At 64.8% G+C, this 12761-nt stretch carries 11 protein-coding genes; 7 read left to right on the top strand and 4 right to left on the bottom strand.

Going from position 1 to position 12761, the window contains the following annotated elements; genetic code table 11:
* Positions 1-96 precede the first annotated feature (96 nt).
* Positions 97-837, bottom strand: a complete 741-nt coding sequence (locus tag ACYVF3_RS13810) for an IclR family transcriptional regulator (protein ID WP_461154637.1) — start codon at positions 835-837, stop codon at positions 97-99.
* Positions 837-1634, bottom strand: a complete 798-nt coding sequence (locus ACYVF3_RS13805) for an IclR family transcriptional regulator (RefSeq protein WP_461154636.1) — start codon at positions 1632-1634, stop codon at positions 837-839. The genes ACYVF3_RS13810 and ACYVF3_RS13805 overlap by 1 nt, the downstream gene beginning before the upstream one ends.
* A gap of 337 nt (positions 1635-1971) precedes the next feature.
* On the opposite strand from ACYVF3_RS13805, the gene ACYVF3_RS13800 reads away from it, so the two are divergent.
* From ACYVF3_RS13800 to ACYVF3_RS13770, 7 genes are all read left to right on the top strand, one after another.
* Entirely contained in the window at positions 1972-3384 is a 1413-nt protein-coding gene (locus ACYVF3_RS13800) for an MFS transporter (protein ID WP_461154635.1), read from the top strand.
* 2 nt (positions 3385-3386) lie between these two features.
* On the top strand, positions 3387-4592 hold the full coding sequence (locus ACYVF3_RS13795; protein WP_461154634.1) for a CaiB/BaiF CoA transferase family protein: 1206 nt from the start codon (positions 3387-3389) through the stop codon (positions 4590-4592).
* Positions 4589-5500, top strand: coding sequence for a CoA transferase subunit A (locus tag ACYVF3_RS13790; RefSeq protein WP_461154633.1), 912 nt, complete (start codon positions 4589-4591; stop codon positions 5498-5500). Before ACYVF3_RS13795 ends, ACYVF3_RS13790 begins: the two co-directional genes overlap by 4 nt.
* A complete protein-coding gene (locus tag ACYVF3_RS13785) occupies positions 5497-6348 on the top strand; it encodes a CoA-transferase (protein ID WP_461154632.1) in 852 nt (283 codons plus the stop codon). The genes ACYVF3_RS13790 and ACYVF3_RS13785 overlap by 4 nt, the downstream gene beginning before the upstream one ends.
* Positions 6345-7232 (top strand): CoA transferase subunit A, encoded by an 888-nt coding sequence (locus tag ACYVF3_RS13780; RefSeq protein ID WP_461154631.1) that lies wholly within the window; start codon positions 6345-6347, stop codon positions 7230-7232. The genes ACYVF3_RS13785 and ACYVF3_RS13780 overlap by 4 nt, the downstream gene beginning before the upstream one ends.
* A gap of 2 nt (positions 7233-7234) precedes the next feature.
* The gene (locus tag ACYVF3_RS13775) at positions 7235-8071 is read left to right on the top strand and encodes a CoA-transferase (protein WP_461154630.1); all 837 of its coding nucleotides are present in this window, start codon (positions 7235-7237) and stop codon (positions 8069-8071) included.
* Positions 8072-9173: 1102 nt separating this feature from the next.
* On the top strand, positions 9174-10556 hold the full coding sequence (locus ACYVF3_RS13770; RefSeq protein WP_461154629.1) for a recombinase family protein: 1383 nt from the start codon (positions 9174-9176) through the stop codon (positions 10554-10556).
* A 432-nt stretch (positions 10557-10988) separates the two neighbouring features.
* Here the strand turns inward: ACYVF3_RS13770 and ACYVF3_RS13765 are convergent, their stop codons facing one another.
* Both ACYVF3_RS13765 and ACYVF3_RS13760 read right to left on the bottom strand, forming a co-directional pair.
* The gene (locus ACYVF3_RS13765) at positions 10989-11939 is read right to left on the bottom strand and encodes an electron transfer flavoprotein subunit alpha/FixB family protein (protein ID WP_461154628.1); all 951 of its coding nucleotides are present in this window, start codon (positions 11937-11939) and stop codon (positions 10989-10991) included.
* Positions 11940-11969: 30 nt separating this feature from the next.
* Entirely contained in the window at positions 11970-12755 is a 786-nt protein-coding gene (locus ACYVF3_RS13760) for an electron transfer flavoprotein subunit beta/FixA family protein (RefSeq protein ID WP_461154646.1), read from the bottom strand.
* Positions 12756-12761: the final 6 nt, after the last annotated feature.

Genomic DNA, 12761 nt, shown 5'->3' with positions numbered 1-12761 from the left:
TTCCAGCTTGCACTTCAACAAGCGATCAAAGGTGTCACACATCCCTTCAGCAGCCCCGACACCTTCTTCGCTGGGTTTTTGTGAGCTCATCCGTCATCAGTCCAGTCGTGAGGTGATCGATCGTGCGGCTCGAAGGAGCAGCTCGCTTGATCGCATCTCTTGGCCCATCACGTCGTCCCTCAGGCCTGCTACCGACAGCGCCGCGCGGAGGTGACCGCGCCGGTCGAACACGGGTACCCCGATTGCCGCGACGCCCGGAGTCACGTCTTCGTCGGAAATCGAGTAACCGCGCTCGCGGGTGGCTGCGGCGTCGAGGTCTATGGCTTCGGCGGTCTGCAGTGTGCGGGAGGTGAATTTGGTCCACTCCTGCTGCTTGAGCACGCTCGCCCTGAGTTCGTCGTCGAAGGCGAGAATGGCGCGTGAGGTCGCGCCGGCATGCAACGGCAAGGTTCCGCCGGGAGTGAGCTGCAGCAGACTTAGGTGTCTCGAAGGGATCCAGTCGAGGCATCGCACAGAGCCAGCGCGTGCCGTGCACACGTAGACGGTGAGCCCGGTCTCGGCCAGCGTTCGCATGGCCGGGCGTGCCGCCACGACTTCGGGCACGGCAGTACGCGCTGCGTCCCCAAGCACCATGAAAAGGCTGGACAGCATGTAGCGGCCATCGTCGTCGGCAGTCAGAAGGCCGACCGCCTGCATGGACTCCACGATGCGGTAGGTACTTGGCCTGGGGAGTTCGAGAGTTTGAGCGATCTCGGCCACCGACATCGGGGACCGTTCGGAAAGGATGTCGAGCACCCCCGCGCTATTCGAAAGAACCGTAGGAACCCGAGTAGCCATCAGTTGTCTCCTGCCTGGCTCACCGCGGGATCGTGGCCTCGGTCTGCTTTGCCGTTCGCGGCTTCGAGCACGCCCATCCCAAGCCCGGTACTGACCGTTCGGGCGGCTCGCTGCACGATGTCGACAGCATCGAACGCGCCTTCGAAAAGTTCCTCGGCGAGGCCAAGGACCGAGATCGAGCCCACGACGCAGCGGCGATAATCAAAAACCGGCACGGCGACTCCTCCGACGCCTGGCTCGAGATCGTCTCGTTCGACTGCGAAACCGGCCTCGGCAACGCGCTCCAGCATCGCCCGGAGCTCGGCCGGCTGATCGGCGACCAGCCGCGGCTCGAAGGCGAAGATCGCTCGGCCGACGATGCTTTCGGTCGGTGCCACGGAGTCGCCAAGCTTGAGGCGGCCGATCCGGATGTGCGACCCCTCCACGCGTTCCATGCATACCGCCCGACCGGCGTCCCGGACGCACAGGAGTGCGGTTTGTCCGGTCGCCTGCTGAATCCTCCGGAGTTCCCCGCGGGCGGCATCGCGCACGTTGAGGTCGGCCTCGATGGAATATCCGAGCCGGACCATGGCCGGGCCCAGTCGGGTGCGTCCGCGCTTCGAGCCGGGTTCCACCCAGCCAAGGGCCTCCAGCGAACTGAGTAGGCGGTAGAGGGAACTCGCGGGTTCGCCGGTGGCCTCGGCCAGCTGGTTCACTGACATCTCGCCGGCGGTCGCAAGCGCACGCAGGACCGAAGTCGCTTTCACAATCAAGCCCATACCGGCACCGGATCCGGCTGGCGTCGGTGGTTCAACCATCGCCCACCTCCCATTCAGCGGACTTATGTTCTACCACACGGACACTGCCAGCGTGGCGCCTCTGAAGCCCATCGCGGCCTGAGGCCGAGGCCTCAATCCAGGCGGGGTGGGCGGGGGCGGCGCCGAATCAGAGTGTAGCCATTGTGTGGACTAGATGTCCGGGTCATGGTAAACAGTGTCAGTCGTCGTGGACTGAGTGTCCGCCTGGCGATAACTTTTTGCAATCCGGGTTGGATCTCGAGTCCGTTGAAGCGCAGCCCCACGCTCCTCCTGACCGGACCCGTTTCCCGTACAAGGACAAGGCGGCGACGGTGCCGCCCACCGACTGGAGAAGACAATGGTGAGGTCTCAAAGCAGCGCCCTCCCGGCGCAACCTGAGCGGTCCAGACGGCACAGCAGGAAGGTCGCGGCGGCCAGCTTCGTCGGCACAGCCATCGAGTGGTACGACTTCTTTCTCTTCGGGACCGCGTCTGCGCTGGTGTTCAACCACCTCTTCTTTCCCGACTCCGACCCCTTCGTGGCCTCCCTCGCCTCCTTCGCGACGTTCGCCGTCGGCTTCATCGCGAGACCGTTCGGGGCGGTGATCTTCGGTCACATGGGAGACCGAATCGGCCGCAAGTCGATGCTGGTGATCACCCTGGTGATCATGGGTGTGGGGACGATGCTGATCGGCGTGTTGCCGACCTATGCCATGGCGGGGGTGTGGGCACCGATCCTGCTCGTGACGCTGCGGATCATCCAGGGATTCGCAGTCGGCGGGGAGTGGGGTGGTGCCGTCGCCATCGCGGTCGAGCACGCACCTCGCCGCAAACGCGGGCTGTACGGATCCTGGCCCCAGGTCGGTTCGCCGATTGGTTTGCTGCTGTCGACCGGTGTCTTCGCGCTCGTGTCGCTCATGCCTGAAGAAAGCTTCATGTCGTGGGGCTGGCGGATCCCGTTCCTGCTCAGTGCAGGGCTGGTAGTCGTAGGCATGTTCATCCGGCTCAGCATCACCGAGACCGCGTCGTTCGAACTGGCCCGGTCGGAAACCAAGAGCACGCCGACGCCAATCCCGCTGCTCGACATCGTCAAGAACTACAAGGGCTCGGTACTGCGGGCGATGGGATTGCGCCTGTCGGAGACCGCGACCTACTACGCGGTGAGCGTGTTCGCGCTGTCCTACGCCGTCGAAACGCTCGATATGAGCCGCACGACCGTGCTGACCGCCATCATGATCTCGTCGGCGCTGACGGTCATCTCGCTGCCCGGCTTCGGCTACCTGTCCGACCGGATCGGCCGCCGCGGCGTGTACCTGCTCGGCGCTGTGGGCTCGATCCCGATGATCTGGGCCTTCTTCGGCCTCATGCAGACCGCGACCCTCGCGGGGGTCATCCTCGCCTACGTGCTGGTGATCAACACGACTCGGGACATGCAGTACGGCCCGCAAGCCGCGCTGTTCTGCGAGTTGTTCGACGCCCGCGTTCGAGTCAGCGGTGCCTCCATCGGGTCGCAGCTGGGCGGAGTGATCGGCGGCGGCATCACACCGCTGGTGAGCACTGCTTTGTTGAAGTTCGCCGGCATCGGAGCAGTGGCCGGGTACATCAGCATCCTCTGCCTGGTTTGCAGCGCCGCCGCTTATTCAGTGCCCAAGAACGTCGAGAAGCAGTTCGACGCCGAACAGGACGCTGCTGAGCTGCTCGCAGCGGACGACGAGCAGGCAGGCAAACCCAATCTCGCCGCAAACACCGCCCAAGACGCACGAGAGAGGTGAAGATGAGCAGCGAACACACGACGGCGGGACCCCTCGCCGGAATCCGGGTCCTCGACCTGTCGCGGTTCATCGCAGGTCCGTACTGCACTGTCATGCTCGCTGACATGGGTGCTGACGTGATCAAGGTCGAGAAGCGGGGCTCGGGTGACGAGTCGCGCGCGATGCAGCCGCGGGTTGATGGCGAGAGCTACTACGTACTGACCTTCAACCGGAACAAGCGCAGCGTCGAACTCGATTTCCGATCACCTGATGACCAGCAGACGCTTCTGGACCTTGCGACCAAGGCCGACGTCCTCGTTGAGAATTTTCGCCCGGGGACGTTGGAGAAGATGGGACTGGCCCCCTCGGTACTGCACGAGGTGAACCCGAAACTGGTCATTACGCGCATCTCAGGGTTCGGTCAGGACGGTCCGCATTCGCAGCACCCCTGCTTCGACGCGATTGCGCAAGCCGAGTCCGGGCTGATGAGCATCACCGGATTTCCGGACGGGCCACCGACCCCGTCCGGGACCTACCCCGTTGACTACTCCACAGGAATGCAGGCCTGCGCGGCGACGCTCGCCGCGCTCTACGAGCGGCGCACATCGGGGCTCGGCCAGGTCATCGATTTGGCGTTGCTCGACACCGCCTACGCCATGTTGATGACCGGCCCGATGGAATACCTGCTTGAAGGAACCACGATGGGCCGCATCGGTGGCGAAGACCGCTACGGCTCTCCTGGCGGAACCTTCCAGACCTCCGACGGATGGGTGCAATTCGTCGCTGGCAACGACACGCACTTCGCCCGGCTGATCGAGGCCATGGCGCGGCCCGACCTCGCCGCGGATCCGCGGTTCGCCACCGGCGATGACCGGATGCAGAACCGGGCCGCCATCAGCAAGTCGGTGACCGAGTGGACAACGAGCCTGACCACCGATGAACTCCTCAAGGCCCTGGCCGAGGTCGGTGTCCCCGCCGGACGCGTGGCTGACGTGGGGGAGGCGACGCGCAATGAACAGCTCCGGCACCGGGGCCACTTGGCCGATGTGCAGCACTCAACACTCGGACACATTCAGGTTCCCGGGGTGGTCCCACACTTCTCCCGAACCCCCGGGGCTGTCCGTCTGGCACCGCCGACACTCGGCCAGCACACCGACGAGGTCCTGAAACAGTGGCTGCCCCAACCGGCTTCTACTACCGCGAAGTCGACAGAGGAAAGCACCCGATGACCACAACGAACCCGCAACGTCAGAACAAGCAGCTCTCCATGGAAGAGGCTGTCACGCGCATCGAAGACGGGATGCGGGTCGCACTGGGCGGCTTCGGCATCTACAACCGGCCGATGGCGTTCGTCCGCGAACTCGTCCGCCAGAACCGACGTGGGCTCACGCTGATCGGGACGACGAACGGGCCTGAGGCCGAAGTTCTCGCAGGCGCTGGATGCCTGGAGGCCATCGAGACCTCCTACGTAGGGTTGGAGAAGTTCGGGCTCGCACGACGCGTCCGGCACCTCGTCGAAAGCGGCCGGGTGAAGATCGTCGACTACAGCGAGAACATGACCTTCGACCGTCTGCGGGCAAGCCAGGACAACGCCACGTTCCTGCCGGTTTCCTACCTTGGTGGATCGTCGCTGCTCGAGGGCAACGACGAGATCGTTCCGTTCACTTGTCCCCTCACCGGACGCCGACTCCACGCGGTGCCGCCAGCGGATCCGGACGTTGTGGTGCTGCACGTGGCGGCGGCCGACCAATGGGGCAACGCGCTCGTGCCATCCAACCGGCTCCTGCCCCAGGGAGTCGACATCATTGCCAGCCGAGCGTGTGAACGGCTGATCCTCACCACAGAACGCCTCGTCGAAACGACCTACCTGCAACGTCGACCAGACCTCGTCCAGATCCCCTCCTACCGAACCGAGGGCGTCGTGTGGGCGCCCTGGGGAGCCCACCCGACCTCAATGCTCGGCTACTACGACATCGACGAGACCGCGTTCGAGGAGCTCGTGGAATCCGGACGTACCGACGAGGCGTTCGAGTCCCACCTCAAGCGCACCGTGCACAGTGTGAAAGACCACGACAACTACCTCGCCCAGGTCGGCCTGGGCAGACTGCTCGCCCTCCAACGTCGGAGCCGCTCATGACCGACAACAGGTTCTCCGTCTACGAAACGCTGACCATCGCTCTCGCCAAGACCTTTCGCGACGGCGACGTTGGTTTCACCGGTCTGACCACCGGTAACGAGGCGGTGCTCTACGGTACCTGCATCCCCGCCGCGGCAATGGGGTTCGCACGGGCCACCCATGCTCCCAACTTGACGTTGCTGCTGGCGGGGTGGTCTGTGAACCCCGACCTCACACAGCTCCGGCGGCTGCCGGACATGGAGTTCGCTAACGAACTGTTGGAGCTACCCTCGGAAGCGCAGCTCACCGACTACCCGGCGTTCATCTCCTACAAGCGTGGAGACATCGACTTCGGGTTCAGCTCCGGAGTGCAAGTCGATCGCACTGGATCACTCAACAGCGTCTGCATCGGCCCCAAACAGAACCCGAAGGTCCGCCTTGTCGGCCCCATCCTGCAGCCGGAGCACTTCACCCTCTTCGGCCGTGAGGTGATCATGCTGCCCAGACACGACACCAGGACGTTCGTCGAGCAAGTCGATTACGTCTCGGGCGTGGGACATATCGGCGGTGCAGCCGGACGGGACGAGTTCGGGCTGCCCGACACCGGACCGGAGTTGGTGATCACGCCGCTCGGGATCTTCGATTTCGACACCCCGGACCGGGGCATGCGGGTTCGATCGATCAATCCCGGAGTCACCCGCGAGGACATCGCGGCGGCCACTGGCTTCTCGCTGCAAGGCCTCGACGAAGCACCCGAAACCAAGTTGCCGACCGACGAGGAAATCCACGTCTTGCGCGAGAAGGTGGATCCGTGTCGCGTCCTCATTCCGTCCGCTTCGGACGTTCACGACAGGAGGTCCTCGGCGTGAGGGACAAGACCACATCACTGAGCGAGGCCGCAGCGCTCATCCAGGACGGAGCCACTGTCGGCATTGGCGGCTCAATCCTGCGCCGGCACCCCATGGCGCTCATCCGGGAAATCGTCCGGCAAGGACGCCGCGACCTCACCCTGCAGGCCTGGCTCGGTGGCATCGATTTCGACCTATTGGTCGGGGCCGGTTGCGTCCGCCGTATTGAGTCCGCGTACCAGGGCCTCGGCCCTCTTGGCGGCGCACCGAATATCCGTCGAGCTTGGGAATCCGAAACCATCGAGATTGGCGATTTCACCGAAAGCTCGATGATCGCACGTTTCCGTGCTGCATCGCAGGGGCATCCGTTCGCGCCCGCGCCCGTTCTGACGGGTACAGACATCCAACACTCTCCTGATGTCGCGATAGTCAACGACCCGTTCACAGGCAAGCCTGTACCGGTCGTCCGCCCCGCCAAAGCTGATGTTGCGATCCTGCACGGCTACTACTCGGACTCCTCCGGCAACGTCCAGGTTCCAGTTCGCCACAACCGCGACTCGATCGATGTGCTCATCGCAGGTGCCGCAGACACCGTGATCGTGACGGTGGAAGAACTCGTCTCACATGCGGAAATCGTAAAACGGCCCCATGCGACGTACATCCCGCACCACTGGGTGGACGCTGTCGTGGAAGTTCCAGCGGGGGCCCACCCAGGAAACTGCGATGCCTTCTACGAGCCAGACACCGCGGCGCTCCGGGAGTACCTCGAAGCCGCTACGACACCAGAGACATTCGCTGTGTGGCTGGAACGCTACGTCCACACAGCACATTCACACGCCCAGTACCTCGAGCGCGCCACGGAGCCGGCCCGATTCGCGGCGCTTCTCTACCCGAACGAGGCATGATAATGGTGGACCAGGACGTTCTTGAGTACACGCCGAACGAACTCGCCGTCGCAATACTGGCTCGGCAGATGCGCGACGACGAGATGGGCTTCGTGGGCGTCGGCAGCAGCGGCCGTGCGTTCAGCCTTGCGGCTGGAATCCCACTCGTCGCCAGCCGGCTTGCTCAGCTGACCAGCGCGCCGCATTTCAACATTCAGATCGGGCCGGTGATCAACCCGCAGCTCGACGTACTTCCGCCGAGGTGGAATGACTCAACGGCCTACGATGTACCTGCCCTGGGCTTCATCGATGCCATTGACAATATTGAGGCGTTGTTGCGCGGAGGAGTCGATTTGGCATTTGTCTCCGGCGCGCAGGTCGATCGGTACGGAAACCTCAACATCACGGAGGTCGGTACTCAGAGCGGGAAACGACGCCTCGTGGGCGCTCTTGCGCTGCCGGAACACCAGGCTTTCGCCAAGCGGACGATCATCCTGGTCGATCAGAAGCAGCGAACCTTCGTTGAGAAGGTCGACTTCATCACGGGCGTCGGCCACCTGGACGGCGAATCAACGCGCACGGAAGCCGGTCTGAACCCTGGCGGCCCTGAGCTGGTAATCACGGACATGGCCACCTTCGACTTCGTGCCGACGACGCGGCGGATGCGATTGAGGACTGTCCATCCAGGATTCGCCGTGGAGGATGTCCTGGCGAATATGGGCTTCACACCGGACCTCGCTGACGACGTGGGAATCACCGAGCCCCCGAGTGCGGAGGCGCTGCGGCTCATCCGCCGGCAAATCGATCCTGATCGGCTCCTCCTTGCCGCCGAGCCTGCAGGCCGTACGACCAAGGTCTGACGGCGAACCACCGTGCGCTGCACCCATGTGGCTCGTCCGCTTGAACGGTGTGCTGGCTCCAGAACTAGGTGTGGCGCAATCTCCCGGATTCGCAGCGGAGTCAAGTCTCGTCAAGGCGGAGACTTCACTCCGCTGCCAATGTGGGTCTGGACAGGTTGGAGATCAACTGCTCCATCAGCTGGGTGATGGAGCAGCTGAACGAAGGCGATGCGGCGGCAGGGAACGAGCCGAATCGTGTACCCGTAGAGCGCCGAGGAGGCTGATCCCTTCGGGATCACCCCGTTCAATGCGCGGCGTTGATCTCCGCGGGATCGGTGGCGGGAATGTGTCGTGAGGCCGGGGCTGGACGAGTGAGGTGAGAGGTATCGCCGAATCTGACCTCGATGTGAGAGCCGACCGCGGCCGCGCGACGAGCAGCTGTTCCGATCGTGGCCGTGTTGCTGGCGGGGTGTGCAGGTGCGCTGGCTCCCGACAGTCGGGGAGAGGAACCCGAAGTCGGCCCGGGCGGGCGCCAGCCGGTCGTCACAGCCGACGCTGACTGGTGTGGCGTTGCGGACGCGTTTGTCGGTGGCAGCCTCCACCCGGGTTCTGGGCGTTGACGAGGACAAGGTGGAACGCCAACGGCGGTGCGATCGAGCTCGGTCGTCTGATAGGCATGCTCGGTGCCGGCCTGGCGCTTCGCCTTGCGCTGGAGCTCACGCGCAGGGGTAGCGGTAGGCAGGCGCGTGCCGGTTGTGTTGTCGGGGAAAGAACCGCTTGACCTTTGGCGTCTCTTCTGCGGTGCGTTCGTCCGCGGTGAGCGTGGAGGAATCGCTGAACAGGGCGACGGTCGAACGACCGTCGCCCCAGCGGCACGCTCAAGGCCTCAGGTTCGACCTTGACGCTCCTGCCATCGATGTCCGGGCTGGTCTGTTCGGGTGGAGATGGGGTGGTTCGTTGTCATGGGTGGGTGCTTTGTGTGTCTCGGCTTCGAGGGAGGAAGGGAGCCGAGATGGGTGGGTTGAGTGGTTCGGGTTTTGTGGATGCTGTGGCAGGCCGTCGTCGTGGGCTGCGCTCGGTGGCGGAGCCTGTGGGTGGTGTGCGGTTTGCGTTTTATGGGCGGATGTCGACCAGTGAGTTTCAAGACTCGATGACGTCGCGTGCGTGGCAGCGGGCGGTGGCTGAGGAGTTAGTCGAGGGTGTCGGTGCGATCGTGGCCGACTACTTTGACGAGGGCCGGTCACGGAGGTGGTCATGGTGGGATCGGCCGGCGGCCTCGGCACTGCTAGCGGCAGCGGAGGATCGGGACCGCGAGTTCGATGCGATCGTGGTGGGGGAGTACGAGCGTGCCTTCTACGGTGAGCAGTTTCGGGAGGTCGTGGCCCACCTGAACGCGTTAGGGGTCCAGGTGTGGTTGCCCGAGGCGGGTGGGCCGGTGGAGCTGGACAGTCCGGTTCTTGAGGCGTTGATGGTGTTGTTGGGTGCGCAGGCGCAGCGTGAGGTGGTGCGGGCTCGGCATCGGGTGAAGGCCGCGATGGCTGCCCAGGCGCGGTCGCAGGGGCGTTTTCTTGGTGGTCGCCCGCCGTATGGGTATCGGTTGGCTGATGGTGGGCCGCATCCGAACGCGGTGCATGCGCAGTGGGGGAGGCGGGTGCATGTGTTGGAGCCGGATCCGGAGACCGCGCCGTGGGTGCGGTGGATGTTTACCGAGAGGGCGCGTGGTCGGTCGGTGGCGTCGTTGGCGCGGGAGCTCAACGAGCGTGGTGTGCCGTGTCCGTCCGATGCGGATCAGGCCCGGAATCGGCACCGGGTGGGGGAGCGGTGGATCGCCCGCACTGTTGGGGGGATTCTGGAGAATCCGCGGTATACGGGTCGGCAGGTCTGGAACCGGCAGACCACAAGGGGCCACGGCGCCGGGGGACGGGCAAGCGGCCGCGGCTCGGGGCCGGTGTGGTCGAACTCGGTGAACGACTGGGAAGTATCCGAGCGGTTGGCTCATACGCCGCTGGTTGATGAGGCGACGTTTATCGCCGTTCAGCGGGTACGGGCAGCGCGACCTACCCAGACCGGTGACACACGCGAGTACGTGTTGGCGGGGTTGGTGGTCTGCGGTGAGTGCGGTCGTCGGATGGATGCGCACTGGGTCCACGGACGTGCGGGCTATCGCTGCCGCCATGGTTACACCACCGCCACACCGAGGCCGGAGGAGGCACCCCGCAACGTCTACGTCCGTGAGGACCATATTCGCGATGTCCTACCCGGGTTGCTCCGCCAGCAAGGGTGGGAACTACCCGAGGGTGCTGCGGGGCCTGAGCTCGGTGAGTATCTGTCCAGCAGCGGGCTGGAAGTGGTGTGCGGTCACGGAAGCTGGGAGCTCAAGCCGACACCACGCCACGCAACCGGAGGGCCGATGGCCACACCTGGCCAGATGCCCCTAGGACTCGAGATGAACCCCATCCCCAAGTCCTGGGAGAGCAGAACAGCCTTCAGTGATGATGATCCCTGATCACGGATCTAAAAGATCCGTGGGGTAAAAGAGTGTCCGAGGGAGTTGCGCACTAACCACACGGCTTCGGCTTCCTTAAATCGGTTGAAGTAGGGGGCTTTTTGCTGTCCCATCCGTCCCGGCGCTAGTCCATCAGGGACACCGTGCTGGGACAGGGCTGGATGCGTTGTGAACTGCGAAAGCGTGTAGTGGCGGTGTGCGGGGACTCGTCGGGCGGGGTGTCCCGATGTGTCCCGAAGTCGGCTCCTTGCACGGATTCGACGGGTGTTGGAGTGGCCTGTCGGTAGGTGTCCCCGAGGTGTCGGTTCCCTACGGCCGTTGATGTCGTTGACGGGCTTCAGTCGTGAATGAAATCAATAGGGCAGAGGGTTGCGACAGCGACGAAGGCGGGCCGCGCTCGGTGAGCACGGCCCGCCTTCGTCGCGTCAGGGGTCAGCCCTTGCGCTTGGTGACCTCTTCGGTGAGCTGCGGGGCGACCTTGAACAGGTCGCCCACGACGCCGTAGTCGGCGATCTCGAAGATCGGCGCCTCCGGGTCCTTGTTCACCGCGACGATCGTCTTGGACGTCTGCATGCCCGCCCGGTGCTGGATCGCGCCGGAAATGCCCAGGGCGATGTAGAGCTGCGGCGACACGGTCTTACCGGTCTGGCCGACCTGGAACTGGTGCGGGTAGTAACCCGAGTCCACCGCGGCACGCGAAGCACCCACAGCGGCACCGAGGGTGTCGGCGAGCTTCTCCACGACCTCGAACGACTCGGCCGAACCGACGCCGCGACCACCGGAGACCACGATGCTGGCCTCGGTGAGCTCGGGGCGGTCGCCGGCCTCGGCCGGCTGACGGCCGGTGATCTTGGCGCCGGAGGGGGCCGGAACCTCGACCTGCTCGACCGCGGCGGCACCGGAGGCCTGCTCGGCCTCGATGGAGCCGGGCAGAACGGTGATCACCGGGGTGCCCTTGGTGACCTTCGCCTTGGCGTCGTAGGTGCCACCGAACAGCGAGTGCGAAGCCACGCCCTCACCGTCGATGTCCACGACCTCCGACAGCAGACCGGTGTCCAGGCGGATCGCCAGACGACCGGCGATCTCCTTGCCGTCGACCGACGCCGGAACCAGCACCGCCGCCGGGGCCGCCTGCGGCACCAGGGACGCCAGAACCGTTACGTGCGGGGTGACCAGGATGTCGTCCACGCCGTCGCCTTCAGCGGCGTAGATCTTCTCGGCGCCATGGGCGGCCAGTACTTCGGTGAGCTTGCCCGCGGTGCCGGGCTCGCCCACCACCACAGCCGACGGAGATCCGAGGCGGCGGGCGGCGGTGAGCAGTTCCAGCGTGACCTTCTTGACCTCTCCAGCGCTGTGCTCGACGAGGACGAGAACTTCAGACATGGGTTTTCTCCTTACGTCCCTCGTCGGGTGTTAGAGCAGCTTCTCGCCGGCCAGGAACTCAGCGACTCCAACGCCGCCTTCGCCCTCGTCGGTGACCTTCACACCACCGGACTTCGGCGGCTTCGGAGCGGACTCGACCACCTGGGAACCGGCGCCTGCCAGGCCCACCTCGGAGGCGTCGATCCCCGCATCAGCCAGCGACAGCGCGCTCACCGGCTTCTTCTTCGCGGCCATGATGCCCTTGAACGACGGGTACCGCGGCTCGTTGATCTTCTCCGTCACGCTCACCACAGCCGGCAGACCCGACTCGACGGTCAGGATGCCCGCATCGGTTTCACGCTCCACCTTCACCGACGACCCGTCGGTGGCGACCTTGCGCGCGAAGGTCAGCTGCGGCCAGCCCAGCACCTCGGCCACCATCGCCGGCACCGCACCCGAACGACCATCGGTCGCCTCGTTACCCGCGATCACCAACTCGACACCCTCAACGGTGCCGATGACCTTCGCCAACGCCTTGGCGGTGGCCGGCGCGTCCGAGCCGTGCAACGCCTCATCGGACAGGTGCACCGCCTTGTCCGCACCCATCGACAGCGCCTTGCGGATGGCATCCGTGGCGCGATCCGGGCCCATGCACACGACGGTCACTTCGCCGCCCTGAGCCTCCTTGATCAACAGCGCCTCCTCCACGGCGCGCTCGTTGATCTCATCCAACACCGCATCCGCCGACTCGCGGTCCAACGTGTGATCCGCAGCAGACAACTTCCGTTCGGAATACGTGTCGGGCACCTGCTTAACCAGGACAACGATGTTCATGATCGGCCA

The sequence above is a fragment of the Saccharopolyspora tripterygii genome (genome assembly GCF_054778355.1).
Note: the sequence above shows the minus strand (reverse complement) of the source record. Positions and strands in the feature narration are given on the sequence as shown.